25 protein-coding genes are annotated in these 26,627 nt (G+C 70.4%); 17 read left to right on the forward strand and 8 right to left on the reverse strand.

What is annotated here, in order from left to right; all coding sequences use genetic code 11:
• Positions 1-3: 3 nt before the first annotated feature.
• Entirely contained in the window at positions 4-633 is a 630-nt protein-coding gene (locus JJB11_RS18135; protein WP_201174581.1) for a YbhB/YbcL family Raf kinase inhibitor-like protein, read from the reverse strand.
• Positions 634-1,240: 607 nt separating this feature from the next.
• Here JJB11_RS18135 and JJB11_RS18140 point away from each other — a divergent pair.
• The gene (locus tag JJB11_RS18140; RefSeq protein ID WP_201174583.1) at positions 1,241-2,458 is read left to right on the forward strand and encodes an MFS transporter; all 1,218 of its coding nucleotides are present in this window, start codon (positions 1,241-1,243) and stop codon (positions 2,456-2,458) included.
• A 4-nt stretch (positions 2,459-2,462) separates the two neighbouring features.
• Here the strand turns inward: JJB11_RS18140 and lysS are convergent, their stop codons facing one another.
• Entirely contained in the window at positions 2,463-3,989 is a 1,527-nt protein-coding gene (gene lysS / locus JJB11_RS18145; protein ID WP_201174585.1) for a lysine--tRNA ligase, read from the reverse strand.
• Between the two features lie 88 nt (positions 3,990-4,077).
• Between lysS and JJB11_RS18150 the strand changes: the two genes are divergently transcribed.
• The 15 genes from JJB11_RS18150 to JJB11_RS18220 all read left to right on the forward strand — a co-directional run bounded on the left by JJB11_RS18150 (position 4,078) and on the right by JJB11_RS18220 (position 20,471).
• A complete protein-coding gene (locus JJB11_RS18150; RefSeq protein WP_201174587.1) occupies positions 4,078-5,526 on the forward strand; it encodes a lipid II flippase MurJ in 1,449 nt (482 codons plus the stop codon).
• A gap of 11 nt (positions 5,527-5,537) precedes the next feature.
• Positions 5,538-6,341, forward strand: a complete 804-nt coding sequence (locus JJB11_RS18155; RefSeq protein WP_201174595.1) for an aldolase/citrate lyase family protein — start codon at positions 5,538-5,540, stop codon at positions 6,339-6,341.
• Positions 6,342-6,349: 8 nt separating this feature from the next.
• The gene (locus JJB11_RS18160) at positions 6,350-6,892 is read left to right on the forward strand and encodes a sugar transferase (RefSeq protein WP_201964932.1); all 543 of its coding nucleotides are present in this window, start codon (positions 6,350-6,352) and stop codon (positions 6,890-6,892) included.
• Positions 6,893-8,671, forward strand: a complete 1,779-nt coding sequence (gene asnB / locus JJB11_RS18165) for an asparagine synthase (glutamine-hydrolyzing) (protein ID WP_201174599.1) — start codon at positions 6,893-6,895, stop codon at positions 8,669-8,671.
• On the forward strand, positions 8,668-9,915 hold the full coding sequence (locus tag JJB11_RS18170) for a glycosyltransferase (RefSeq protein WP_201174605.1): 1,248 nt from the start codon (positions 8,668-8,670) through the stop codon (positions 9,913-9,915). The genes asnB and JJB11_RS18170 overlap by 4 nt, the downstream gene beginning before the upstream one ends.
• A complete protein-coding gene (locus JJB11_RS18175; RefSeq protein ID WP_201174607.1) occupies positions 9,912-10,619 on the forward strand; it encodes an acylneuraminate cytidylyltransferase family protein in 708 nt (235 codons plus the stop codon). Before JJB11_RS18170 ends, JJB11_RS18175 begins: the two co-directional genes overlap by 4 nt.
• Positions 10,616-11,590, forward strand: coding sequence for a Gfo/Idh/MocA family protein (locus JJB11_RS18180; RefSeq protein WP_201174609.1), 975 nt, complete (start codon positions 10,616-10,618; stop codon positions 11,588-11,590). Before JJB11_RS18175 ends, JJB11_RS18180 begins: the two co-directional genes overlap by 4 nt.
• Positions 11,587-12,945: a glutamate-1-semialdehyde 2,1-aminomutase gene (locus JJB11_RS18185; protein ID WP_201174611.1), complete on the forward strand. Its 1,359-nt coding sequence runs from the start codon at positions 11,587-11,589 to the stop codon at positions 12,943-12,945. The genes JJB11_RS18180 and JJB11_RS18185 overlap by 4 nt, the downstream gene beginning before the upstream one ends.
• On the forward strand, positions 12,945-13,733 hold the full coding sequence (locus JJB11_RS18190; RefSeq protein ID WP_201174613.1) for an SDR family oxidoreductase: 789 nt from the start codon (positions 12,945-12,947) through the stop codon (positions 13,731-13,733). Before JJB11_RS18185 ends, JJB11_RS18190 begins: the two co-directional genes overlap by 1 nt.
• Positions 13,733-14,764, forward strand: a complete 1,032-nt coding sequence (gene neuB, locus JJB11_RS18195; protein WP_201964933.1) for an N-acetylneuraminate synthase — start codon at positions 13,733-13,735, stop codon at positions 14,762-14,764. Before JJB11_RS18190 ends, neuB begins: the two co-directional genes overlap by 1 nt.
• Positions 14,761-15,897 carry a UDP-N-acetylglucosamine 2-epimerase gene (gene neuC / locus JJB11_RS18200; RefSeq protein WP_201174624.1) on the forward strand — a complete coding sequence of 379 codons (1,137 nt, stop codon included), beginning with the start codon at positions 14,761-14,763 and terminating at the stop codon, positions 15,895-15,897. Before neuB ends, neuC begins: the two co-directional genes overlap by 4 nt.
• 1 nt (position 15,898) lies before the next feature.
• A complete protein-coding gene (locus JJB11_RS18205) occupies positions 15,899-16,525 on the forward strand; it encodes a NeuD/PglB/VioB family sugar acetyltransferase (RefSeq protein WP_201174631.1) in 627 nt (208 codons plus the stop codon).
• Entirely contained in the window at positions 16,522-18,030 is a 1,509-nt protein-coding gene (locus JJB11_RS18210) for a DegT/DnrJ/EryC1/StrS family aminotransferase (protein ID WP_201174640.1), read from the forward strand. The genes JJB11_RS18205 and JJB11_RS18210 overlap by 4 nt, the downstream gene beginning before the upstream one ends.
• Entirely contained in the window at positions 18,014-19,846 is a 1,833-nt protein-coding gene (locus tag JJB11_RS18215; RefSeq protein ID WP_201174641.1) for an SDR family NAD(P)-dependent oxidoreductase, read from the forward strand. The genes JJB11_RS18210 and JJB11_RS18215 overlap by 17 nt, the downstream gene beginning before the upstream one ends.
• Positions 19,847-19,955: 109 nt before the next feature.
• Positions 19,956-20,471, forward strand: coding sequence for a DUF4142 domain-containing protein (locus JJB11_RS18220; protein ID WP_201174643.1), 516 nt, complete (start codon positions 19,956-19,958; stop codon positions 20,469-20,471).
• 60 nt (positions 20,472-20,531) lie between these two features.
• Here JJB11_RS18220 and JJB11_RS18225 read toward each other — a convergent pair whose 3' ends face one another.
• Positions 20,532-21,191, reverse strand: coding sequence for an LON peptidase substrate-binding domain-containing protein (locus tag JJB11_RS18225; RefSeq protein WP_201174652.1), 660 nt, complete (start codon positions 21,189-21,191; stop codon positions 20,532-20,534).
• 20 nt (positions 21,192-21,211) lie between these two features.
• On the opposite strand from JJB11_RS18225, the gene JJB11_RS18230 reads away from it, so the two are divergent.
• A complete protein-coding gene (locus JJB11_RS18230) occupies positions 21,212-21,751 on the forward strand; it encodes a YggT family protein (protein ID WP_201174653.1) in 540 nt (179 codons plus the stop codon).
• A 243-nt stretch (positions 21,752-21,994) separates the two neighbouring features.
• On the opposite strand, the gene accD is transcribed toward JJB11_RS18230, so the two are convergent.
• The 5 genes from accD to truA all read right to left on the reverse strand — a co-directional run bounded on the left by accD (position 21,995) and on the right by truA (position 26,530).
• On the reverse strand, positions 21,995-22,867 hold the full coding sequence (gene accD / locus JJB11_RS18235) for an acetyl-CoA carboxylase, carboxyltransferase subunit beta (protein ID WP_201174654.1): 873 nt from the start codon (positions 22,865-22,867) through the stop codon (positions 21,995-21,997).
• Positions 22,868-23,006: 139 nt separating this feature from the next.
• Complete coding sequence (gene trpA / locus JJB11_RS18240) at positions 23,007-23,822, reverse strand: tryptophan synthase subunit alpha (protein ID WP_201174655.1); 816 nt, start codon at positions 23,820-23,822, stop codon at positions 23,007-23,009.
• On the reverse strand, positions 23,819-25,069 hold the full coding sequence (gene trpB / locus JJB11_RS18245; protein ID WP_201174656.1) for a tryptophan synthase subunit beta: 1,251 nt from the start codon (positions 25,067-25,069) through the stop codon (positions 23,819-23,821). The genes trpA and trpB overlap by 4 nt, the downstream gene beginning before the upstream one ends.
• Positions 25,047-25,751 (reverse strand): phosphoribosylanthranilate isomerase, encoded by a 705-nt coding sequence (locus JJB11_RS18250; protein WP_201174657.1) that lies wholly within the window; start codon positions 25,749-25,751, stop codon positions 25,047-25,049. Before JJB11_RS18250 ends, trpB begins: the two co-directional genes overlap by 23 nt.
• Positions 25,748-26,530: a tRNA pseudouridine(38-40) synthase TruA gene (gene truA / locus JJB11_RS18255; RefSeq protein ID WP_201174658.1), complete on the reverse strand. Its 783-nt coding sequence runs from the start codon at positions 26,528-26,530 to the stop codon at positions 25,748-25,750. Before truA ends, JJB11_RS18250 begins: the two co-directional genes overlap by 4 nt.
• Positions 26,531-26,627 lie beyond the last annotated feature (97 nt).

Genomic DNA, 26,627 nt, shown 5'->3' on the forward strand with positions numbered 1-26,627 from the left:
GGTTCAGGCCGGCGGGACCACGCGCACCGCTGCGGGCGCGCCGACCTTGATGGTGCCGTCGGGGCGCTCGTACGTGCCCACGATCATCCCGCTCGCGATGGCGCGCTCCTGGATCGCCTCGAGCACGTCGTCGCGTCCCGGCTTGCCGCTGAAGGGCTTGCCGGCGCCGAGCGCGAACAGCTGGAACGCATAGCGATGCTGGCCGTGGCCCGGCGGTGGATCGGGCGGGAGCCAGCCCGCGCGCAGGTAGGAGTTGCGGCCTTCCTGCACGTCCGCGCCTTCGTGGCCGGGGCTGTCCAGCGCGCCTTCGTGCAGGTTGCCGTCGCCCGCGGGCAGGCCCACCACGATCGCGTGCACCAGCGGCTCGCCGGTGGGCGCATCCGCGTCCTCGACGACGAGCACCAGGCTGTCGGCCTCGGCCGGCACGCCGGTCCAGTCCAGCGGCGGCGAGACGCCTTCGCCGTCGGCGGTGTAGCGCGCGGGAATGGGGCCGTGGTCCACGAAGGCCAGGCTGGACAATTGCAGCAGGCCCATGCCCGTGCGCAGTCCGCTGCGGTTGAACACGATCTTGTCCAGGCCCGCGCGGCGGTCACGCAGCACGTGACCGACCGCCGGGGGCAGTTTCTCCAGCATGGCAACTCCTCGGGGGTTCGTCCTGTGTAACGCGACGGAGCCGGCAGCGGTGTCGGACAAGGGCGACTGCGTCGGGGTCTCTGCTGGGCCGCGGCGGTGGAAGCCTGCTGCTCGTGGTCCGGGCCAGGGTGGGCCTATCCGCCTGGGCGAATGTCCCCCGGAGCGGGCTTTGGCAAGCCCACTCCTCCTCCCTTATTTCGCCCAGACGGACAGGCCCACCCTGGCCCTGCGCTGTGCGGGTGCGGACACCTGCGCGCCACAGGCCGGCGGGAAGCCGCAGGTGAACCCCAGCTTGCGCCGCGACGCTGGATCGCTGGGGTTCGCTTCGCTCACCGCCAGCCTACTCACCGAAAGGAGCCAATTGCAACGAAGCCACTGCTGTCCGATCACATGCGGCGCAGGACTGGGCCGGGGCAGTCCGACTCGGCGAAATAAAGGAGGAGGCTCGGGCTTGTCAAAGCCCGAGCCGGGGGACATTCGCAGAGGCGGGCTGCCCCGGTCCGGTCCGGCAAGGGGGAACGGCGGCACCACGCTTCTGTTCGTCGGCTCAGCTCCGGCAGAGCCCGTAGACGAGCGCCTCCACCTGCCTGCTGCGCCAGAATGCCGCATGGACCCGCCTGTGCCGCGCCGCATCCTGCCGGTGATCGTGCTCTCGCAATTCGCCGGCACGTCGCTGTGGTTCGCGGTGAATGCCGTGCTGCCCGACCTGCAAGGAGCCTGGGGCTTGCCGCCCTCGGCGCTCGCGACCGTGTCGACGGCCGTGCAGCTGGGCTTCGTCGCCGGCACGCTGGTGTTCGCGCTGCTGATGCTGGCCGACCGCTTCCGTCCGACCCGCGTCTTCCTCACGTGCGCCCTGCTGGGCGCAGCGTGCAACGCCGCCATCGCATCGCTGAATGGCCAGTTCGCCACCCTGGTGGCGCTGCGCTTTGCCGTGGGCTTCCTGCTCGCGGGCATCTATCCGGTCGGCATGAAGATCGCGGCGAGCTGGTACCGCGGCGGCTTGGGGGCGGCGCTCGGCGTGTTGATCGGCGCGCTGGTCCTGGGGACCGCCTTGCCGCACGGCTTGCGCGCGTTGGCGGGCGATGCGAGCGCGCATGCGGCCGGCGGCGGGCTGCAAGCCTGGCAGTGGGTCGTGCTGTCGGTGTCGCTGCTCGCGGCGCTCGGCGGCATCGCCACCGCCACCCTGGTGCCGGACCGGCCCCGCGGCAGCGGGGTGCCGGTGCGCCTGCAGGCCTTGTCGGCGCTCTGGCGCGAAGCGCGACTGCGCGCATCGGTCTGCGGCTACTTCGGCCACATGTGGGAGCTGTATTCGCTGTATGTGCTGGTGCCCGTCATCGTCGCGACGCGCTACGAAGGCGCGCAGCGCAGCGCGCTTGCCTTCTGGACCATCGCCGCGGGCGCGCTCGGCTGCGCCGGCGGCGGGCTGCTGGTGCGGCGCTGGGGCAGTGCGCGCATCGCGCAGTGGCAGCTCGCGACGAGCGCGGGCTGCTGCCTCGCCTCGCCGTGGCTGCTGGATGCGCCGCTGCCGCTGTTCGTGGCCTGGCTGCTGATGTGGGGCACGACGGTCGTCGGCGACTCACCGCAGTTCTCCGCGCTGACGGCGCGCAATGCGCCGCCCGCGGTGGTGGGCAGCGTGCTGACCTTCAGCAACAGCCTGGGCTTCGCGATCTCGGTGGCGAGCATCGAGCTGTTCGTGCGTGCGGCCCAGGCCTGGCCGCTCGCGCACGTGCTTCCGTGGCTGGCGGCCGGTCCCTTGCTGGGCCTGGCGGCCATGCGGCCGCTGCTGCGCGAACAGCAGCCCACCGCGCTGACCTCGGCGTCCTGAGCGCTCAGCCCTCGCGCCGCAGCGCGGGGAACAGGATGACGTCGCGGATGCTTGCGCTGTCCGTCAGCAGCATCATCAGCCGGTCGATGCCGATGCCGCAGCCACCGGCCGGCGGCATCCCGTACTCCAGCGCGCGGACGAAGTCGTGGTCGAAGAACATCGCCTCGTCGTCGCCCGCGTCCTTGGCGCTCACCTGCGCCTGGAAGCGCGCGGCCTGGTCCTCGGCGTCGTTCAGCTCCGAGAAGCCGTTGGCCAGTTCGCGGCCGGTGATGTACAGCTCGAAGCGCTCGGTGACCTCGGGACGGTCGTCGTTGGCGCGCGCCAGCGGCGAGATCTCGGTCGGGTGCTCCATGATGAAGGTCGGCTGCCAGAGCTTCTCTTCCACCTTCTCCTCGAAGAACAGCACCTGCAGCGAGGCGAGCGAGCGGCCCGACAGGCGCTCCTTCTCCTCCGTCATGCCCAGCTTGCGCAGTTGCTGGATGAGCCAGTCGCGGTTGCCCACGTTGTCGCCGGCATCGGTGTGGCGCACGATCGCCTCGGGAATCGTCAGCCGTTCGAAGGGTTTGGACAGGTCCACGTCCTTGCCGCCGTAGGTCAGCTGCAAGGTGCCCACGGCCTTCTGTGCCGCGTCGCGCAGCAAGGCCTCGGTGAAGTCCATCAGGTCGCGGTAATTCCAGTAGGCCGCGTAGAACTCCATCATCGTGAACTCGGGGTTGTGCCGGACCGAGATGCCTTCGTTGCGGAAGTTGCGGTTGATCTCGAACACGCGCTCGAAGCCGCCCACCAGCAGGCGCTTGAGGTACAGCTCCGGCGCGATGCGCAGGTACATCTCCTGGTCCAGCGCGTTGTGGTGCGTGATGAAGGGCTTGGCGTTGGCGCCGCCGGGAATGGGGTGGAGCATGGGCGTCTCCACTTCCAGGAAGCCGTGGTGCACCATGTACTCGCGGATGCCCGACATGGCCTTGCTGCGCGCGACGAAGCGCTTGCGCGCGTCCTCGTCGGTCATCAGGTCCACGTAGCGCTGGCGGTACTTGGTCTCCTGGTCCTGCATGCCGTGGAACTTGTCCGGCATCGGGCGCAGGCTCTTGGTCAGCAGCCGGATGGAGGTGGCGTGCAGCGACAGCTCGCCGGTGCGCGTCTTGAACACCTTGCCCTCGGCGCCCACGATGTCGCCCAGGTCCCAGTGCTTGAAGGCGGCGTAGGCTGCCTCGCCCACGGCATCGCGCGTCACGTAGACCTGGATGCGGCCGCTCGCGTCCTGCAGCGTCGCGAAGCTGGCCTTGCCCATCACGCGCTTCAACATCATGCGGCCGGCCACGCGGGCGATCGTGCCTTCGGCTTCCAGCTGCTCCGCCGTCTTGGCGCCATGCGCGGCCTGCAGTTGCGCGGCCTGGTCGCCGGGCTTGAAGTCGTTGGGGAAGGCCGGGCCCTGGCCTTGCCGGTGCGCCTCGCGCAGGGCCTTGAGCTTCTCGCGGCGTTCCGCGATCAGCTGGTTCTCGTCGGTGGGCGGGGTGGTCTGTTCTTGCGACATGGGTGGGCGCGCGGGCGCTCCGGGGGGCGAAACCCTCGATTGTAGGTTTCGCCGGGGAGCTCGTCCGTCGACACGGATAATGCCCGCCATGTTCCTGAAGGCCGGCGCCCTGTCCCTCGCATTGCTTCTCGCCAGCCGCCTGCTCGGCCTGGTCCGTGAATCGGCCCAGGCAGCCGCTTTCGGCGCCAGCGGCATGGGCGACGTGGCTGTCCTGATGCTCACCCTGCCGGACTGGCTGGCCGGCCTGCTCGCCAGCGGCGCGCTGGCCTTCGTGCTGCTGCCGGCGTGGGCCCACGAGGAGGGCGCGCGCATCGCCGCCACCCAGCGCCAGGTCGCGCGCTGGCTGATCGGTGCCGGCTCCGCACTCGCGCTGCTGCTGGTCGTCGCTCGCGGCCCCGCCACCCGCCTGCTGGCCTCGGGCCTGCCGCCCGCGCTGGCCGCGGTCGCCGCCAACGGCCTGGCGTGGAGTGCGCTCGCGCTTCCGCTCGCCTTGCTCTCGGCCTTGTGGGTCACGCGGCTGCAGCACGAGCGCGACTTCGTGGGCATGTACGCGGCGAACCTGGTGGTGAACGCCGTGCTGATCGCGGCGCTGCTGCTCGCACTGGCGCTCGTGGCCGCTCCGCCCACGGGCGTGATCGTCCTTGGCACGGGGCTGCTGCTCGCGATGGCGGCGCGGCTCGCGTGGCTGCAGTGGCGCCAGCGCCCCTTCCGTTCGCCCGTGCGCGCGCAAGTGCAGCGCCTGCCGGCCGCGACGGTGTGGCTGTGGGCCGCGGCCGCCGCGGGCCTGCCGCTCGCCTTGCCCTTCGCCGCGCGCTCGCTCGCTTCGCAGCAGGCGGCCGGCGCGCTCGCCACCTTCAATTACAGCTGGAAGCTGGTGGAACTGCCGCTGGTGCTCGCCATCCAGCTGGTGGGCACGCTGTCGCTGGGCCCCATCGCCAGCGCGCTCAAGGGCGGCTCCAGCGCGGACGCGGCGCACAGCATGCGGCGCGGCTTCGCGCTGGCCTGGACGCTGGCCTGCGCCAGCGCGGCCGGCCTGCTGGTCGCCGCGCCCGCGATCGCGCACTTGCTCTTCGGGTGGGGGCGCATGCAGCCCCAGGCCCTGGCCGACGTGGCGCAGTGGGGGCGCATCGGCGCGTGGAGCCTGCTGCCGCAGGCGCTGGTGACGATCACGCTGGCAGCGCTCGCCGCGCAGGACAAGCTGCGCGTCGCGGTGCTGGCGTATGCGGTCGCGCTCGTCGTGCTGCTGCTTGCGCATCCGCGGCACGGCGCGGCCCTGATGGCGTGGCTGGACGCGCTTTGGGCGGCCATCGCGCTGTTCCTGCTGCATGCGGTGCGGCCGGCGGGGCAGGGCTGGCTGCCGTGGCGGGCGCTCGCGGTGCCAGGCATCGCGCTGCTGCTGCTGCAGGCGCTGCTGGGGTTCACGGGCCTGCCTGCAGGCGCCGGCATGCAGTGGGCCGGCGCGCTTGGCGCGGCCATCCTCATCATCGGTGCGAGCTGGTGGGCCAGTGCCGACCTGCGCACGGCGCTGGCGCGATAATCGCGGTGGGCATGCTCGAGCTGATACAGATCACCAACGATCCGGCGTTTGCCCGACGCTGCGATGCGTTGGGCGGCTTTCGCCTGTTCGTCGACCTGGAGCGCCTGGGCAAGGCGGAACGCCAGGCCGGCCGCAACACCTTCATCAGCGCGCACCAGCTCGATGACGTCGCGCGCGTCCGTGCAGTGCTGCGCCGCTCGCCACTGATGGTGCGGGTCAATCCGCTGCACGAGGGCACCGCCCAGGAAGTCGATGCCGTGCTGGCGCGCGGCGCCGATGCGCTGATGCTGCCGATGTTCGACGGACGCGAGCAGCTCGCCGCCTTCTCGCGCATCGTGGCCGGCCGCGCGCCCGTCGTGCCCCTGCTGGAAACCGCCGCGGCGCTCGCGACCGTGGACGACTGGGCGGGCACGCCCGGCCTGCAGGAGATCTACGTCGGGCTCAACGACCTGCACGTGTCGCTCGGCTGCCGCTTCATGTTCGAACCGCTGGCGGATGGCAGCGTTGCGCGCGTGGCCGGCGTGGCGCAGGCGCAGGGCCTGCGCTTCGGCTTCGGCGGCATCGCCCGGCTGGGCGAAGGCCTGCTGCCCGGACGCGACGTGCTGGCGGAACACCTGCGGCTGGGCTCGGGCGCGGTGATCCTCTCGCGCACCTTCCACCGCGACTCGGAGATGGATTTCGAGCGGGAGATCGCGGCGCTGCGCGAGACCGAGCGCGAGCTCGCGGCGCGCACGCCGCAGCAGGTCGCCGCCGATGGGGAGCGCATCGCCGAGCGCATCCGCTCCATCGCCGCGGGGCTGGCACGGCGGCCATGAAGCGCGCGATGGACGTCCTCGTTTCCGCCCTCGCGCTGCTGCTGCTGTCCCCGGTGCTGCTGGTGACCGCCGCGGCCGTCGCCATCGACAGCGGCTTCCCCGTGCTGTTCCGCCAGACCCGCATCGGCCTGGGCGGCCGCGCCTTCGGCATGCTCAAGTTCCGCAGCATGGTACGCAACGCCGCGGCGATCGGCCCCTTCAACACGTCCGCGAACGACCCGCGCATCACGCGCGTGGGCCTTTTCATCCGCCGCACCAGCCTCGACGAACTGCCGCAGTTGCTCAACGTGCTCAAGGGCGACATGAGCCTGGTGGGCCCGCGGCCGGACGTGCCGGTGCAACGGTCCCTCTACAACGATGCCGACTGGGCCTTGCGCTGCAGCGTGCGGCCCGGGATCACGGGGCTCGCGCAGGTGGAGCTGCGCTCGGAAGGCACCGAGGACCAGCGGCGCGAGCTGGACCTGCGCTACGTGCGCGAGCACGACCTGTGGCTGGACTGCAGGATCCTCGCGCGCACGGCCGGCCGCCTCACCGGCCGCGGAGCGAACTGAATGTGCGGCATCTTCGGCTACTGGGACCGCGAGCGTCGCGCGCTGCCTGACCAGGCACTGGCCGCGATGGCGGCCTCGCTGGTGCACCGCGGTCCCGACGACGAGGGCATCCACCACGACCGGCAGCGCGGCGTGGCCGTGGGCAACCGGCGCCTGTCCATCATCGACCTCGCGCACGGCCACCAGCCCTTCGTGTCGGACGACGGCCGCATCGCCGTCGTGCAGAACGGCGAGATCTTCAACTACGTGGAGCTCGCCGCCGAACTGCGCGCGCAGGGCGTGCGGCTGGACACGGCCTCCGACACCGAGGTGCTGCTGCGCCTGTACGAGCGCGACGGCCTGGCCTTCGTGCAGCGCCTGAACGGCATGTTCGCGATCGCGATCGACGACGCGCGCGACGATTCGCTGCTGCTGGTGCGCGACCGCATCGGGGTGAAGCCGCTCTACGTGGCCGAGCAGGGCGAGCGGCGGCTGTTCGGCTCGGAGATCAAGGCGCTGCTGCAGGCCCTGCCCGCGCAGCCGGCGCTGGACCTCGAGGCCATCCACCACTACCTGAGCTTCAACTACATTCCCGCGCCCTGGACCGTCTGGCAAGGCATCCGCCACGTGATGCCCGGATGCTGGATGAAGTTCACGCGCGGCGGCGTGGAGCAGGGCCGCTGGTGGGACCTGTCCGCGCAGCGGGAGCGCGAGCAGGACTTCGGCGACTGGTCCGCGGAATTCCTCGCCCTGCTCGACGACGCGACGCGGATCCGCCTGCGGGCCGACGTGCCCTGGGGCGCCTTCCTCTCCGGCGGCGTGGACTCCAGCAGCATCGTGGCGCTGATGGCGCGCCACGTGCAGCAGCCGGTGCGCACCTTCTGCATCGGCTTTGCCGACCCGCGCTTCGACGAATCCGCCTACGCGGCGCAGGCAGCGCAGCGCTTCGGCTGCGCGCACACGAGCGAGATCGCCGAGCTGAACATGCTGGATCAATGGCCGCGGGTGCTGCACCACCTGGACCAGCCACATGGCGACGCCTCCTTCATGCCGACGCTGCGCGTGAGCGAGCTGGCCGCGCGCCACGTGAAGGTGGTGCTCACCGGCGACGGTGGCGACGAGCTCTTCGCCGGCTACGACAAGTACGCCGGGTACTTCGCGCGGCCGGACGCGTTCACACAGCCCGAGGTGCAGTTCCAGCGCAGCTACTTCGATGCGATCTCGCTGTTCACGCCGCAAGCGAAACAGGCGCTGTACCGCCCCGAGACCGCCCGCCGGCTGCGCGACGTCGACAGCTTCGAGGCGGCGGCGCGGCCCTGGTTCGCGCAGGCCGCGCACTTCGACCGCATCAACCAGGCGCTGTACCTCGACATGCAGCTCCTGCTTTGCGGCAACAACCTGGTGAAGCCGGATCGCATGGGCATGGCCGTGTCCATCGAGGCGCGCACGCCCTTCCTGGACTGGCGGATGATGGAATTCGCGTTCCGTGCCCCGGGTCGGACCAAGCTGTCCGCCTCCGGCGACAAGAAGCACTGGTACAAGCGCGCGGTCGCGCCCCTGATCGGCGAGGACCTGGCGTATCGGCGCAAGCAGATGTTCACGGTGCCGGTCGGTGAATGGTTCCGCAACGAGAGCCATGGGTGGTTGCGGCAGGCGCTGGCGGCCAGCCCGCTGCTGGACGAACTGTTCGCGCCGGCGGAGATCGAGCGCATGCTGGTCGCGCATCGCGAGGGCAGCGCCAACTACACGCGCGAGCTGCGGGCGCTCGCGGCCATCGCCCTGTGGGACGCGCAGCGATGAAGGTCCTCTTCGTCACGTACGGCGGCGGCCACGTGGAGATGTGCCTGCCCGTGATGCGGGCCTTGCGCGAGGCGCAGCCCGGTTGCGAGGTGCAGCTCCTGGCGCTGACCACCGCGGCCGCCGTGGCGCGCCGCGCGGGCGAGCAACCGCTGGGCTTGCGCGATTTCTGCAAGGGACCCGAAGGCGAGCGGGCGCTGCGCTACGGCGAACAGTTGATCGGCAACCAGCAGCACCCGGACGTGAGCCGCGAGGAGTCGCTGGCCTACCTGGGGCTGAACTTCATCGAGTGGGTGGATGCCGTCGGAGAGCGCGAGGCCTGGTCGCAATGGCGCGAAGGGGGACGGCACGCCTTCCGGCCGGTGAAGCTGATGCGGCGCATCCTCTCCGAGCTGAAGCCGGACGTGGTCGTCGCGACCAACTCGCCGCGCAGCGAACAGGCGGCGCTGCTCGCTGCGAGCACGCTCGGCATCCCCACGCTCTCGATGGTGGACCTGTTCGCCCTGCCGGGCGATCCCTACCGCGAGCGGCGCGTCCATGCAGATCGCATTGCCGTGCTGTCCGAAGGAACGCGGCGCAACCTGCTGGAAGCGGGCGTGCCGGCGGAACGCATCGTGGTGACCGGCAATCCGGCCTTCGACGAACTGGCGGGCGCGCAGGCAAGCGAAGCCGCGTCGCAGTTTCGGGCGGAGCGCGGCTGGGGCGATCGCCCCGTCGTGCTGTGGGCCGGCCACATGGAACCCGCGGACGCGGATGCGCGCTGGGCCGGCGCGGCGCTCGGACAGGCCGTGCAGGACGCGTTGCTGCAGTGGACGCTCGCGCAGCCGGAAGCCTGTCTCGCCATTCGCTACCACCCCAACGAATGGCATCGCTTCACGCTGCCGGCTTCGCATGAACGCGTGCACTGGAGCCAGCCGGATCGCGAGCCGCTGCTGCCCGTCCTGGCGGCATCGGACCTGGTCGTCGTGCAGGCGACCACCGTGGGCGCGCAGGCGCACGCGGCGGGCAAGCAGGTGCTGGGACTCGCGTTCTCGCCGCTGGTGCAGCGCTCGGGCATGGACTACGGCCGCCTGGGCCTGGGCACCCGTGTCGCCGACCTCGATGCCTTGCCGGCGCTGGTCGAGCAACAGCTCGCCGCCGCCCGTCGCGATGCGACCTCCGCCGGGCCGCGCGGGACGGCGGCGCAGCAGGTGGCGCGCGAAATTGCAGCACTGGCCGCGCGGCGGCCGCAAGGACATCGCGCATGAAGGCGCCCCGCATTCTCGGACTCATCCTCGCCCGCGGCGGCAGCAAGCGGCTGCCGGGCAAGAACATCCGGCCGCTGGCCGGCAAGCCGCTGCTGGCGTGGAGCATCGAGGCCGCGCGCGCCTGCGCCGAGATCGCCGACGTGGTCGTCTCCACGGACGATGAGGCGATCGCAGCAGTCGCCCGCGCGCACGGAGCCCGCGTGCCTTTCCTGCGTCCGCCCGCGCTCGCGGCGGACACCAGTACCTCTGCCGACGCGGCGCTGCATGCGCTCGCCTTCCTGCGCGAGCAGGAGGGTGCGCAGTTCGACGCGGTGCTGCTGCTGGAGCCGACCTCGCCGCTGCGCGCCAGCAGCGACCTGCCTGGCGTCGCGCGCCTGCTCGCGCAGCACTGGGACGACACCGACGCCGTCGTCACCGTGGGCCGCGTGCACCTGGAGCAGCCCGGCGTCATGAAGCGCATGGACGCGCACGGGTGCCTCACGCCCTGGGTGGCCGGCAACGCCAGCGGCGAAGAGCCCGCGTGGTTCCCCTACGGAGTGGCCTACGCGGTCAAGACGGAGGCACTGGAGCGCCATCGCACCTTCTATCCGCCCCGCGTGCTCGGGTACACAATCGAACGCTGGCAGAACTACGAGGTCGACGACCTGTTCGACTTCCTCTGCGTGGAAGCGGTGATGCAACATTTCAAGGGGAAGCTGCCGTGAAGGCGCTGGTGATCGGACTCGGCTCCATGGGACGCCGCCGCGTGCGCTGCCTGCGCCAGCTGGGCGCGGACAGCATCGAAGGCTTCGATGCGCGCGCGGACCGGCGCGCGCAGGCGGCGCAGGAGTACGGCATCGCCGTGCGCGAGCAACTCGCCGGCGAGGACCTGCGCGCCTTCGACGTGGTGGTCATCTCCACGCCACCCGATGCCCATCACACGGCGATCGCGTGGGCCATCGCCGCCGGCAAGCCGTGCTTCGTCGAGGCCAGCGTGATCCGCGATCCGCTGCCCGCGCTGGCCGAACAGGCGAAAGCCAGGGGCGTGCTGGTCGCGCCTTCGTGCACGCTGCGCTTCCACTCCGCGATCCGCGAGATCACGCAGATCGTGCATTCGCGCCGCTACGGCAAGGTGTGCAACTTCTCCTATCACTGCGGCCAGTACCTGCCGGACTGGCATCCGTGGGAGAAGGTCAGCGACTATTACGTGTCCAACCCGCTCACCGGTGGCGCGCGCGAGATCGTGCCCTTCGAGCTGACCTGGATGGTGGACGCCTTCGGCTGGCCGCAGCAGGTGCAGGGCACGAAGATGCGCACGGCCGATGTGGGCGCGCCCATCGACGACACCTACGCTGCGCTGCTGCGCTTCGACGGCTTTGTCGGTACGCTGGTCGTGGACGTGGTTGCCCGGCAGGCCGTGCGCAAGCTCACGCTCAACTTCGAACGCGCGTCCCTCTCCTGGGACTGGGACAGCGGCGTCGTTCGTGTCTGGGAAGCCGAGCCGGGCCGGCTGGTCGAACTGCACCAGCCGAAGACCGTGGCCCACGCCGGCTACCACCAGAACATCGGCGAGGCGATGTACGTCGCCGAGATCGCAGCCTTCCTCGCCGCCGCCCAGGGCCGCGGCGCCTTCCCCCATTCCCTGCAGGACGACATCCGCGTGCTGTCGCTGCTGGAGCAGATCGAGACGCCATGAGCCTGTCGTACAGCGAGCGCCTGCACCGCGTGATTCCCGGCGGCGCCCACACCTATTCCCGCGGCGACGACCAGTATCCGGCCAACGCGCCCGAGATCCTGGTGAGCGGCAAGGGCGCGACCGTCACCGCCGCCGACGGCCTCACGCTGCTCGATTACGGCATGGGCCTGCGCGCAGTCACGCTGGGCTATGCCGACGAGCGCATCAACCGCGCTGCGATCCGCGGCATGGAGCTGGGCGTGAACCTCACGCGCGCCTCCGTGCTGGAACTCGAGGCCGCCGAGAAGCTCGTGAGCCTCATCGCCGGGGCCGACATGGTGAAGTTCGCGAAGAACGGCTCGAACGTCACCACGGCTGCGGCCAAGGTCGCGCGCGCATACACGGGCCGGCGCTACATCTGCGTGCCGCGCCAGCATCCCTTCTTCTCCTTCGACGACTGGTTCATCGGCGCGACCGCCATCAAGCGCGGCATTCCCGACGTGCACCACGCCACGACGCTGGTGTTCGACTACGGCGACGTGGCGAGCCTGCAGAAGCTGTTCGACGAACATCCCGGCCAGATCGCCGGCGTGATGCTGGAGCCGGCGACCACCGTGGGTCCCTGCGACGGCGCACCGGGCTACGACCGGCTGCGCGTGCCTACGCCCGCCATCGCGCAGTGGCCGGGCAACTTCCTCAAGCAGGTGCAGGCGCTGTGCCGGCGCGAGGGCGCGCTCTTCATCCTCGACGAGATGATCACCGGCTTCCGCTGGGACCTGCACGGCGCGCAGCACCTGTTCGACGTGCAGCCGGACCTGAGCACCTTCGGCAAGGGCATGGCCAACGGTTTCGCCGTGGCGGCGCTGGTGGGCCGGCGCGAGGTGATGGAAGTCGGCGCCATCAACAAGCCGGGCCAGGAGCGCACCTTCCTCGTCTCCACCACGCACGGTGGCGAGATGGCCAGCCTCGCGGCCTTCCTCGAAACCGTCGCGGTGTACGAGGAGAAGGACGTGGTGAAGCACCTCTGGGATTACGGCGCGAAGCTGTCGCTGGGCCTCGAAGCGCTCGCGCGCGAAGTCGGTGTCGCCGCTTCCTTCCAGATGCAGGGCAGCGCCGTGTCGCTGAACTACGTCACTTTCGACCGCGCAGGCCAGCCCAGCCTGCCGCTGCGCACGTTGTTCTCGCAGGAGATGATCCGCAACGGCGTGCTGATGCCCTGGATCGCCCAGAGCTTCGCGCACGGCGAGGCGCAACTGCAGCAGACGCTGGAGGCGGCCCGCAAGGCGCTGGCCGTCTACGCGCAGGCGCTGGAAAGCGGCGTCGAGCGCTTCCTCCAAGGTCCCGCGATCAAGCCGGTCTTCCGGCAATTCAATTGATGTCCGCCAACGCTTTCCGCCTCGACGGCAAGACCATCGCCATGACCGGCGCCGCCGGCATCCTGGGGCAGGGCGCAGTCGCGGCCTTCCTGGATGCGGGTGCGCGGGTTTGCGCGCTCGATCGCAGCGCGGCCGACCTCGCCAAGCTAGGTGACCACGGCGATCGCCTGCTGAAGATCGCCACCGACGTCAGCGACGCCGCCAGCGTGCGCGCCGCGGCCGACCGGCTGCACGCGCACTGGGGGCCGGCCGACGTCCTGTTCAACAACGCCGCCACCAAGAGCGAGAACTTCTTCGCGCCCTTCGAGGAGTTCCCGCTCGCCGACTGGAACGAGGTGCTGTCCGTCAACCTCACCGGCGCGATGCTGTGCGCGCAGGCCTTCGGCGCGCCGATGGCGCAGCGCGGACGCGGCGCCATCGTCAACACGCTCTCCATCTACGGCATCGTCGCGCCCGACCAGCGCATCTACGAAGGTTCGGAATACGAAGGCCGCGCGATCAATACGCCCGCGATCTACTCGGCGAGCAAGGCGGGCCTGTGGGGACTCACGCAGTACCTGGCCAGCTACTGGGGCGGGCAGGGCGTGCGCGTCAACGCGATCACGCCCGGCGGTGTCTTCAGCGGCCAGAACGAGACCTTCGTGCGCAACTACGCGCAGCGCGTGCCGCTGGGCCGCATGGCCTCGCGCGAGGACATCGTCAACGGCATGGTGTTCCTGGCGAGCGATGCGTCCTCGTACCTGAACGGCCACAACCTCGTGGTCGACGGCGGCTGGACGGTGTGGTGATGGACACGGTGTTCGTCATCGCCGAAGCGGGCGTCAACCACAATGGTGAGCTCGCGCTGGCGCTCCAGCTGTGCGACCGGGCGCGCGAGGCCGGCGCGGACGCGGTGAAGTTCCAGACCTTCCGCGCCGAGGACCTGGTGGTGCCTGGCGCGCCGACGGCGGCCTACCAGCAGCGGCAGACCGGCGAGCAGGACCAGTTCGCGATGCTGCGCAAGCTGGAGCTCTCGCCGGAACAGCACGAACGCATCAAGGCGCACTGCGACGGCATCGGCATCGAGTTCTTCTCCACGCCGTTCTCGGTGGGCGCGGTGGACCTGCTGGTCGCGCTGGGCGTGCGCCGCATGAAGCTGCCATCGGGCGAACTCACGCACCGCGCGCTGGTGCAGCGCGCCTGCGCCACCGGCCTGCCCGTGCTGCTGTCCACCGGCATGGCGACGCTGGACGAAGTGCGCGAGGCGCTCGCGTGGGCGCGCGAGGTGCGCGGCTCGCTCTCCGGCATGACGGTCCTGCACTGCACCTCTGCGTATCCCGCACCCGACGACGCCCTGAACCTGCGCGCGATCGTGACGATGCGCGAGGCCTTGCAGCTGCCGGTCGGCTACTCCGACCACAGCACGGGCGTCGAGGCGGCGCTGGCGGCCGTGAGCCTCGGCGCGACCGTCGTCGAAAAGCACCTGACCCTGGACCGGCAACTGCCCGGCCCGGACCACGCGGCCTCGCTGGAGCCGGCGGAGTTCGGCGCCATGGTGCGCGGCATCCGGCGCATCCAGTCCATGCTGGGCGACGGGCTCAAGGTGCCGCGCCACCAGGAGATGGACGCGGCGCGCGTGGCCCGCCGCAGCATCGTGGCCGCGGTCGACATTCCCGCCGGTGCCGCGCTGGACGATGCGATGCTGGCCTGCCGCCGCCCCGCCACCGGCATCGCGCCGCGCGAATGGGATGGCGTCATCGGCAGCACCGCGCGCCATGCCATCGCCGCGGGCACGGTGCTGCAATGGGACCTGCTGCAGGCGCGAGGCGGCCCGCGATGAGCGCACGGCGCATCCTCTATCTCACCGGGACGCGGGCCGACTTCGGCCTCATGCAGTCCACGCTGCAGCGCATCCAGTCCACGCCGGGGCTCGCGGTCCAGGTCGCCGTCACGGGAACGCACCTGAGTGCGGAGCATGGCGGCACGCTGGCCGAGGTGAAGGCGAGCGGCCTGCCCGTGCTCGCCGAGATCCCGGTCGACGTGCTCACGCGCACCGGCGCCAGCATGGCGCTCGCGATCGCGGACGTGCTCCGCGGCCTGGTGCCGCTGCTGGAACGCTCGCGGCCCGATGCCTTGCTGCTGCTCGGTGACCGCGGCGAGATGCTCGCCGGCGCACTCGCGGCGCTGCACGTGGGCGTTCCCAGCGTGCACCTGCACGGCGGCGAGCGCTCGGGCACGGTGGACGAGCCGGTGCGGCACGCGATCAGCAAGCTGGCCGGCTACCACTTTGTCGCGACCGAGGGCGCACGCGAGCGCCTGCTGAAGATGGGCGAAGCGGCGGAACGCATCTTCGTGACCGGGGCGCCGGGGCTCGACGGCCTGCAGGCGCACGCCGCAGCCACGCGCGAGGACACGCTCGCTTCGCTGGGCCTGCCCGCCGGATCGCCCTTCGTGCTGGCGCTGTTCCACCCGGTCGTGCAGCAGGCGAGCGAGGCCGCGCAGCAGACGCGCATCGTCATGCAGGCCTTGCGCGAACTGGGCTTGCCCGTGCTGTGGCTGGACCCGAATGCTGATGCCGGCTCGCGCGCCATCCTCGATGCGCTGGCCGACGCCGACCTGCCACCCGGATCGCAGCGCGTGCAGCATCTGCCGCGCGCGCGTTTCCTGGCCGCGATGCGCCACTGCGCGGTGATGGCCGGCAATTCTTCCTCCGGCATCATCGAGGCCGCCAGCTTCGGCACGCCGGTGGTGAACATCGGCGCGCGCCAGTTCATGCGCGAGCACGGTCCCAACGTGATCGACGTCGCCGTCGATGCCGCGTCCATCCTGCAGGCGCTGCGCGCGCAGGCCGGGCACGGCCCGTGGCCATGGGACAATCCCTGGGGCGACGGCCGCGCCGGCGAACGCATCGCGCAAATGCTCGCGCGCCTGCCGCTGGACCGCGCCGTGCTGGAAAAGACCAACAGCTACTGACGTGCCCGACTCCCGCAATCCCAGCACTCTCCTCGTCCTCGGCGCCGGCGGCCATGGTCGCGTGGTGGCCGACGCCGCGCTCGCGCAGGGACGCTGGGCGCAGGTGCGCATGGCCGATCGCGACGCCGCCCGCGTGGGCGAGGAAGTGCTGCCCGGCCTGCGGGTCGAGCCGCTGGCCGAAGCGGTGGCGGCCAGCACGCAGGTGCACGTCGCGATCGGCTCGGCCGCATCGCGCCGCCGCGAATGCGAGGCGGTCGGCCTGCCGCTCGCATCCGTCGTTCATCCGCACGCCTGCGTCTCGGCCCACGCGGTGCTGGGCGACGGCTGCTTCGTCGCGGCGGGGGCGGTGGTCGCACCGGGCGCGCGCCTGGGCACCTCCGTCATCGTCAACCACGCGGCCGTCGTCGATCACGACGTGCACGTCGGCGACTTCAGCCACGTCGCGCCGGGCGTCACCCTCGGCGGCAACGTGCGCGTCGGCGCGCGCGTGCTGGTCGGCGCGGGCGCGAACGTGCTGCCGGGCGTGCGCATAGCCGACGACGTGGTCGTGGGTGCCGGCGCAGTGGTGCGCGGCGACCTCGATGCGCCGGGCACCTATGCCGGCGTGCCCGCGAGGAGGGTGCGATGAACGAGCAACAGTTCCGCGCGCTGTGCGTGCCGGCAACCTGCACGATCCGCGATGCCCTCGACACGCTGGACCGCACGGCCAAGGGCATCCTGCTGGTCCTGGACAGCAAGGGCCGGCTGCGGCGCACGCTCACCGACGGCGACCTGCGCCGCGCGGTGCTGGCCCGCACGCCCGAGGACGCGTTCATCGCGACCTTGCCGGGACAGCCGCCGATCACGCTAGTCGAGCAGGACCCGGTCGCGCGCGGCCTCGCCCTCATGGACGAACACCAGATCGACCAGCTGCCCGTCGTCGACGGCGACGGCCGCCCGGTGGACCTGGTGCTGCGGCGCGAGCTGTCGCAGCGCATCTGGCTGTCGTCGCCGCACCTGGGCGAGGAAGAGACCGCCTTCGTCGAAGATGCCTTTCGCACCAACTGGATCGCGCCGCTCGGGCCGCACGTCGATGGCTTCGAGCGCGAGCTGGCGGCGTACGCAGGAGTCGGCCACGCCGCGGCGCTGAGCTCCGGCACCGCCGCCATCCACCTGGGCCTGCTGCTGCTGGGCGTGCAGCCGGGCGACACGGTCTTCTGCTCCTCGCTCACCTTCGTGGGCAGCTGCAATCCCATCCTGTATTGCGGCGCCCAGCCGGTGTTCATCGACTCCGAGCCGGGCTCGTGGAACATGTCGCCGCAGGCGCTGGAGCGCGCGTTCGCCTGGGCGCAGCGCGAGAACCGGCTGCCACGCTGCGTGATCGTCGTGAACCTCTATGGCCAGAGTGCCGACATGGACGCGCTGCTGCCGCTGTGCGAGCGCTACGGCGTGCCCGTGCTGGAGGACGCTGCCGAATCGCTCGGCGCGAAGTACAAGGGGCGCGCCAGCGGCAGCTTCGGCCGGGTGGGCGTGTTCTCGTTCAACGGCAACAAGATCATCACCACCTCCGGCGGCGGCATGCTGGTGTCCGACGACGAGCGCCTGGTCGCGCGCGCCCGCAAGCTCTCCACGCAGGCGCGCGAGCCGGCGCCGCACTACGAGCACGTGGAGGTCGGCTTCAACTACCGCATGAGCAACGTGCTGGCCGGCATCGGCCGCGGCCAGCTGCGCGTGCTGGACCAGCGCGTGCAGCGCCGCCGCGAGGTGTTCGGCATCTACCGCGAGGCGCTCGCGCAGGTGACTGACCTGGAGTGGATGCCCGAGCCGCAGGGCATGCAATCCACGCGCTGGCTCACCTGCCTGCAGCTGCGCGGACCCGATGCGGCGCGCCGCCGTGACCACGTGCTGCGCGCGCTGGAGCGCCACTCGGTCGAGGCGCGTCCCGTGTGGAAGCCCATGCACCTGCAGCCGCTGTTCCGCGGCGCGCCCTTCTTCGCGCACGAGGAGGGCGTCGACGTCGCCGCCCGCCTGTTCGAGGCGGGGCTGTGCCTGCCTTCCGGCTCGAACCTGTCGGAAGAACAGCTCGCGCGCGTGATCGACCACCTGCGGCGCGCCCTCGTGCGCGCGGAGGCGCTGGGTGCGGCTGCCCACTAGGAGCGCGCTGTCGCTGCTGGCGCTGGACCTCGCGCTGGGCCTCGCGGCCTGGTGGGGCGCGTTCTGGCTGCGTTTCAACTTCGACATCCCGCCGGAATTCGCGCGGCTGGCGCGCGACGCGAGCGGCTGGTGCGTGCTGGGGCTCGCCGCCGGCCTGGTGGTGCGCCGGGTGGATCGGCAGGTCTGGACTTACATCGGCCTGCCTGAGTTTCGCCAGCTCGCCGGCGGAGTGTTCCTCGGGGGCGTGTTCACGGCGGTCGTGGTGCTGATGCTGCGCCTGGCCGACTTCCCGCGCTCGGTGCTGCTGCTTCAGCCGCTGCTCGCGTTCCTGTTCACTGGGGGCGTGCGTGCGGCGTGGCGCACGCTCGCGGAGCACCGCATGCAGGGGCAGGGCGGCACGCCGGTGGTGGTGGTGGGTTCGCTGGACCAGGCGGCGGGCGCGCTGCGCGCGCTCAAGGGATCGCAGCGCTGGCGCCCCGTGGGCATCGTGTCGCCGCTTGCCGGCGAGCGCGGGCGCAGCCTGCAGGAAGTGCGCGTGCTGGGCTCGGTGGATGAGCTCGCCGACGTCTGCGAGGCCGCCGATGCGCGCACGGCGCTGGTGGCGAGCCCGCCCGGTTCGCCCGAGCGGCGCCAGGCCCTGCTGGTCGCCGCGGAGGCGCACATCTCGCTGCTCACGCTGCCCCGGCCGGACGAATGGCTCAAGGCCGAGAGCACGGGGCCGCGACGCATCGAGCTGGAAGACCTGCTGGGGCGCGACCCGGTGGCGCTGGACGTGGCGGGCCTGGCCGACCTGTTCTCGGGCCAGGTCGTCGCTGTCACCGGCGCGGGCGGGTCGATCGGCTCCGAGCTGTGCCGGCAGGTCGCGCGCTTCGGCGTCGGCCGGCTGGTCTGCATCGACGTGTCGGAGTACGGCATCTACCAGCTCGAACAGGAGCTGCGCCGCGCGCATCCGCAGATGCAGGCCGCCTACTACACGGCCAACGTGCGCGAGTACGAGCGCGTGCACGCCATCCTGTGCCAGCACCGGCCGACGGTGGTGTTCCATGCGGCGGCCTACAAGCACGTGCCGCTGATGGAGGAGCTGAACGAGATCGAGGCGCTGCGCACCAACGTGCTGGGCACGCTGAACGCGGCGCGTGCGGCCTCGGCCTGCGGCGCCAGGCGCTTCGTGCTGATCTCCACCGACAAGGCGGTGAACCCGACCAACGTGATGGGCGCGAGCAAGCGCCTGGCCGAACTGATGCTGCAGGCGCTGGCCGCGCAGCAGACCGGCACGCAATTCGTGTCCGTGCGCTTCGGCAACGTGCTGGGCTCGAGCGGCTCGGTGGTGCCGCTGTTCACGCAGCAGATCGACCGGGGCGGCCCGGTGACGGTGACGCACCCCGAGATCGTTCGTTATTTCATGACGATCCCCGAGGCGGCGCAGCTGGTGCTGCAGGCGGGACTGATGGGACGCACGGGCCAGATCTTCGTGCTGGACATGGGCGAGCCGGTGAAGATCGTGGAGCTCGCGCGCATGCTGATCCGCCTCTCGGGCAAGACCGAGCAGGAAGTGCCCATCACCTACACCGGCCTGCGACCGGGCGAGAAGCTCTACGAGGAACTGCTCGCCGACGACGAGACCACGGAGCCCACCCCGCACGCGAAGCTGCGCATCGCCAAGACCACCGGCACCCTGCCGGACATCGAGGCGGTCGTGCGCTGGATCGCGCAGGCCGGCGCCTTGCCTGCCGGCGCGCCGCTGCGCATCTGGCTGCGTGGGCAGGTGCCCGAATACGCGCCGCGCGACGAGGCTGTGAACACCGCTGCCCGCTGACGCCGAGCTTGTAGGCGTGCACCGTCAGTTGCGGGGGAACGGGCCGACACGCGCGCACGCCGGGCCCACGCATACTTTCTTCCCGTGACACTGCACTGATGGAAGAGCCATGAAGAAATTGTTGATTCCCGCCATGTTGGCCGTCGCCCTGGGCGCGGCCTTCGCCGCCGACAACGGATCCCTGGACAAGAAGGACCGCGAGTTCATCGAGAAGGCCGCCGCCGGTGGCCTGGAGGAGGTGGAAGCCGGCAAGCTGGGCGAGAGCAAGGCCCAGAACGCGGACGTGAAGGCCTTCGCCAGCATGCTGAGCACCGACCACAGCGCCGCCAACCAGGAACTGCAGGCCCTCGCGCAGAAGAAGGGCGTCACCGTCCCGTCCACGCTGCCCAAGAAGGAGCAGAAGAAGGTCGACAAGCTGGCCAAGGCCAAGGACTTCGACAAGAACTTCATCCACGAGCAGGGCATCGAGGACCACAAGCACGACATCAAGGACTTCCAGAAGGAAGCCAAGGACGGCAAGGACCCGGACGTCAAGGCGTTTGCCGAGAAGTCGCTGCCGGTGCTGCAGAAGCACCTGGCCCGCGCCGAGGAGATCAGCAAGGAAATGAAGGGCAAGAAGGGCTGAGCGCCTGCCGGCGATGACGAAGGGGCGCCGCGGCGCCCCTTGCCGTTCCTGCAGGGAGCGCTAGCTCATGATGCCCGTGCGGGTGAGCACGTCGCTCACCAGCTCCAGGCGCACGAGCGGGTTGTCCAGCTCCATGAGGCGCTGCTTGAGCGCCACGGGCAGCGGCAGCAGCTCGCACCACCGGTTGGCGACCCAGCCGCAATCCGTGAGCCGCCAGGGCGGCTGCAGCGGCATCGGCCCGGGGTTGCCGGGCTTGAGCTGCAGCGACTGGATCAGGCGCTCGAGCGCGTCGGCCGCGGGCTTGAGGTCGTCGGGAATGGGGACGGCGAGGTCGGCCGGCAGCCGTTCGACGTCCGCCACCCACAGGCCGTGCTTCAACTGGTCGCTGGAGGTGATCCGGAAGCGCTGCGCGCCCACGGCGCGCACCAGCATGAGGCCGGGCTGGGGCTGCTCGAAGTCCTCGATGCTGGCCAGGGTGCCGACCTGCGCGAACGCCTCTTGCATGCCGGGCTGCCGCACCTCGCTGCCCTGCGTCAGCGAGACCACCCCGAAGGGGGCACCCGCCTTGCGGCACTTGTTGATCATGTCCAGGTAGCGCACCTCGAACACGCGCAGCGACAGCAAGCCATCGGGGAACAGCACCGCCGCGAGCGGGAACAGTGGAAGGGACTGCAGGGTCAGGACAGCGGGCACAGCGGTTCCATTGGCTGCCGCTATCATCCCACGACTGCGCCTGATCCATGTTCTTCCAGATCCTGTCTTTCCTGCTCGACGTCGCCGCTGGCCTGCTGGGCGGCGCCTGCCTGCTGCGGCTGTACATGCAGCTGCAACGCGTCCCCTTCGGCAACCCGGTCGGGCGCTTCGTCTTCGCCCTGACGGACTGGATCGTGCTGCCGCTGCGCAAGCTGCTGCCCGGCTACAAGCGCTGGGATGTCGCGAGCCTGATCGCCGCCTATGTGTTCGAACTGGCGCAGTTCGGGATCATCGCGCTGATCCTGGGCCGCGTGGCCGTGGTGCCCGTGCTGGCCTTCTTCGGCCTGATCCGGCTGGTGATCTCGGGCGCTGTGGGACTGACAGTGGTCTATGCGGTCCTGTCGTGGGTGAACGCCGACTCACCGATGACCGACGTCATCGACCGCCTCGCCGCCCCCCTGCTGCGCCCTTTCCGCCGGGTGATCCCGCTGGTCGGCGGCTTCGACCTCTCCCCGCTCGCCCTGCTGGTGGTGCTGCAAGTGCTCGCTATGATCGTGGCGAGCTTGCAGGATGCGTTGATCCGCTAAGGACACCCCGTTGGGGAGTGGACAGGAGAACGCAGAGGGCGCAAAGGTTGCGCAGAGGACGCAGAGAAGTCCAATGATGGAGGTGGTCTGTGCGATTGCACGCCGTCCGCCCAAGGCGCTGTGCTCGCCCGGACGCGAACACCTCAAGGATGTCCTTCTGCGTCCTCTGCGTAACCTCTGCGTCCTCTGCGTCAAAACTCTCCGAACCCGCAGTAGCCCAAGCCGAACCCGCAGTAGCCCAAGCTACTCCACCGCGTCCGCAGCCTGACGGGTGAGCATCGCCATCACGCTGGCGACGGTCTTGCGGAGTTCGCGGCGGTCGCAGATGAAGTCGACGGCGCCTTTTTCCTGCAGGAACTCCGCCCGCTGGAAGCCTTCCGGCAGCTTCACGCGCACCGTGGACTCGATCACGCGCGGGCCGGCGAAACCGATCAGCGCCTTGGGTTCGGCGATCACCACGTCGCCGACGAATGCGAAGCCCGCGCTGACGCCGCCCATGGTGGGGTCGGTCAGCACGCTGATGTAGGGCAGGCCCTTCTTGGCCAGGCGGGTGAGCGCGGCGTTGGTCTTCGCCATCTGCATCAGCGACAGCAGGCCTTCCTGCATGCGCGCGCCGCCGGTGGCGGTGAAGCAGAGGAAGGGCACCTTCTGTTCGATCGCGGCCTCGACGCCGCGCACGAAGCGCTCGCCCACCACGCTGCCCATGGAGCCGCCCATGAAGTCGAACTCGAACGCGGCGGCGACCAGGTTGATGCTGTGCACCGCGCCGCCCATCACCACCAGCGCATCCGTCTCGCCGGTGTGCTCCATCGCTTCCTTCAGGCGCTCCGGGTACTTGCGGCTGTCCTTGAACTTCAGCGGGTCCACCGGCAACACTTCCTGGCCGAGCTCGTAGCGGCCTTCGGCATCGAGGAAGGTGTTCAGGCGCGCGCGCGCGCCGATGCGGTGGTGGTGGCCGCAGGTGGGGCAGACGTTGAGGTTCTGCTCGAGGTCCGTCTTGTACAGCACCGTCTCGCAGCTGGGGCACTTGATCCACAGCCCTTCCGGCACGCTGCGCCGCTCGTTCGGATCCGTGGGCTGGATCTTCGGGGGCAGCAGTTTTTCCAACCAACTCATGTCTTCTCCCGGATGGTTTTCAATGGCCGCACCGTTTCATGCCGCACGGCCGAACCCAGTGCCGCCGCGGAACCGGCTTTGCCGGGCCGCTGGGGGCGCCCCCTTGAGGGGGAGGCGCCGAAGGCGCTTCGGGGGTGGGTCATCCCTTCAAGTCTAGCGCGCTGCGGATGCCGCTCAGGAAGGCGGACAGCGCCGCCGAGACGTTTTCCCGCGGCTGGTCTTCCACGACCTGGATGACCTTGGTGCCGATCACCACCGCGTCCGCCACGCGGCCGATGCTGCGGGCTGTGGCGGCGTCGCGGATGCCGAAGCCGACGCCCACGGGAATCTTCACGTGCTTGCGGATGCGCGGCAGGGCTTCTTCGACGGCGGCGGTGTCCAGGTGGCCCGCGCCCGTCACGCCCTTGAGCGACACGTAGTACACGTAGCCGCTCGCGACGCGGGCGACCTGCTGGATGCGCTTCTCTGTGCTGGTGGGCGCCAGCAGGAAGATCAGGTCCAGGCCCTGCGTCTTCAGTTGCGCGGCAAAGGCCTCGCACTCCTCGGGCGGATAGTCGACGATCAGCACGCCGTCGACGCCGGCAGCGGCCGCGTCGCGCGCGAAGGAGGCGTCGCCATGGGCGAATTCGTAGCGCTCGACCGGGTTGGCGTAGCCCATGAGCACCACGGGCGTCTTCGCATCGCGCTCGCGGAAGGCCTTGACCATGGCCAGCACTTGCGCGAGGCCGACGCCGAAGGCGAGCGCCTGCTCGCCGGCCTTCTGGATCACGGGGCCGTCGGCCATCGGGTCGGAGAAGGGCACGCCCAGCTCGATCACGTCCGCGCCGGCGCCGACCATCGTGTGCATCAGCTCCGGCGTGATGTCGGCGAAGGGGAAGCCGGCGGTGAGGTACGGGATCAGCGCCTTGCGCTTTTCCTTCGCGAGCCGCTCGAAGGTGGGCTGGATGCGGCTCATTGTTTAGGCCCTCCCTTGAGCGACAGGCCGCGCATCGAGGGCCGGTCGTAGAACTCCACGCCCGCGAGGTCCGCCACGGTGCCGATGTCCTTGTCGCCACGACCCGAGAGGTTCACCAGGATGTGCTGGTCGGTGCGCATGGTCTTCGCGAGATTCATCGCGTACGCGATCGCATGGCTCGACTCCAGCGCCGGGATGATGCCCTCGGTACGGCACAGGTAGTGGAACGCCTCCAGCGCTTCCTTGTCCGTGATGCCGACGTATTCGGCGCGGCCCGTGTCCTTCAACCACGCGTGCTCCGGGCCGACGCCGGGATAGTCGAGGCCCGCGCTCACGCTGTGCGTCTCGATGATCTGGCCGTTCGCATCCTGCAGGATGTAGGTGCGGTTGCCATGCAGCACGCCGGGCGAGCCGCGCTGCAGCGAAGCCGAGTGCTTGCCGCTGTCCAGGCCTTCGCCCGCGGCCTCGACGCCGATCAGGCGCGTCTGCTCGAACGGGATGTACGGATGGAAGATGCCCATCGCATTGCTGCCGCCGCCCACGCAGGCGATCACGGCGTCGGGCTGGCGGCCCGCCATCTCCGGCATCTGTTCGATGCATTCCTTGCCGATGATGCTCTGGAAGTCGCGCACCATCATCGGGTACGGATGCGGGCCCGCAACCGTGCCGATGATGTAGAAGGTGTTCTCGACGTTGGTGACCCAGTCGCGCATCGCTTCGTTGAGCGCGTCCTTCAGCGTCTTGCTGCCGGACTCCACCGGCACGACGCGCGCGCCCAGCAGGTTCATGCGGTAGACGTTGGGGCTTTGCCGGACGACGTCGTTGCTGCCCATGTAGACCACGCATTCGAGGCCGTAGCGCGCGCAGATGGTGGCGGTGGCCACGCCGTGCTGGCCGGCGCCCGTCTCGGCGATCACGCGCGGCTTGCCCATGCGGCGCGCGAGCATCGCCTGGCCGATCACGTTGTTGATCTTGTGCGCGCCGGTGTGGTTCAGGTCCTCGCGCTTGAGGTAGATCTGCGCGCCGCCCTGTTCGCGGCTCATGCGCTGCGCGTGATAGATCGGCGAGGGGCGGCCGACGAAGTGCTTCAGCTCGTACGCGAATTCCGCCAGGAACTCGGGGTCGTGCTGGTAATGCGCGTAGGCCTCGCGCAACTCCTCGATCGCGTGGGTGAGTGTCTCGCTGACGAAGCTGCCGCCGTAGCGGCCGAAATGGCCGGTGGCGTCAGGCTGCTGGTAATCGAACATGGCTGGACCTTGCAAGGTGCTCGTCGGCTGCGCGGACCGCGGCGACGAACTGATGGATCTTGGCGGCGTCCTTCACCCCTTTCGAGGCTTCGACACCCGAACTCACATCAACGGCCAGCGTCCGGAAACGCGGCCGCACTTGCACGATGCCATCGGCCACGTTTGCAGGTGTGAGCCCACCAGACAAAACGGCGTGACAACTGGCGCTTGTTGGAAGGCGTGACCAAGGAAATGTCCGTCCGGCGCCGCCGTAGCCTTCGACGTGGGCGTCGAGCAGCAGGGCTTGCGCTTCGCTGAAATCGGATGCGAATTTTAGCAAGTCGAACGGCTGGGCCGCGTCCAGGGGAATCCGGGCCGCCCGCATCCATGGCCGGGCGCCTGCCGCCTGCCGGCAGAAGGCCGGGGTCTCGTCGCCGTGGAATTGCAGCGTTGCGCCGGGCACCTGCTCGCAGGCCGCGCGCACGCTGTCCAGCGTTTCGTTGACGAACAGCAGCACCGGCGTGACGAAGGGCGGCAGCCGGCGCGCGAGTTCGGCGGCGCGCGCGGCGCTCACGTAGCGCGGGCTCTTCGGGTAGAGCACCAGTCCGATCGCATCGGCGCCGGCCTCGACGGCCGCATCCACGTCCTGCTCACGCGAGAGGCCGCAGATCTTCACGCGGGTGCGCACGGGGACGGAGCTCATGGCAACCAATCATACGCAGCGGCGTGGCTGGGCAAGCCCCAGCGGGCTTCATAGACCGGGCCCAGGAAATAGAGGCCGTCGGGGGAGAAGGTGGGCGAGGCCGCGTCGCGGCTCCTGGCGGCCAGCACGTCGCGCATCCAGTCCGGGGGCTTCAGTCCCTGGCCGACGGTGATCAGCGAGCCCATCAGGTTGCGGATCATGTGGTGCAGGAAGGCGTTGGCCTCGAACTCGAAGCGCCAGTAGGGCCCGCGGCGCGTGATGCGGATGGGGGCAAGTGTCTTCACGGGCGTGGGCGACTGGCACGAGGACGCGCGGAAGGACGTGAAGTCGTGTTCCCCGGCCAGGTGCGCGGCCGCGGCGCGCATCGCGTCGGCATCGAGCGGGCGGAACACCCACCCGACGCGGCCCGCCTCCACGCTGGGGCGCACGGGCGACTCGAGCAGGATATAGGCGTAGCGGCGCGCGCGGGCGCTGTTGCGCGCATGGAAGTCCCCGGGCACGGGGCGCGCCCATTGCACCGCGATGTCCGGCGGCAGGAAGGTGTTGGTGCCGCGCACCCAGGAGTAGTCCTCGCGCTCCAGATCGGTATCGAAATGGACCACCTGCATGAGTCCGTGCACGCCGGCGTCGGTGCGGCCGGCGCACACGGAGGCGATGCGCGTCGTGGCGAAGCGCTCCAGCGCCGACTCGAGGTGGTCCTGCACGGTGCGACCCGACGGCTGGCTCTGCCAGCCGTCATAGGCCTGGCCGTTGTAGCTGATGCCGAGTGCGAGTCTCACCTGGGAAGGGCCTTGGTTCGCCTGGGAAGGGCCTTGGATCGTAGGCTGGCGGTGAGCGAAGCGAACCCCAGCACTGCGCGCAATGCTGGGGTTCCTG

Source organism: Ramlibacter ginsenosidimutans (genome assembly GCF_016654015.1).
Classification (GTDB): Bacteria; Pseudomonadota; Gammaproteobacteria; order Burkholderiales; family Burkholderiaceae_C; genus Ramlibacter; species Ramlibacter ginsenosidimutans.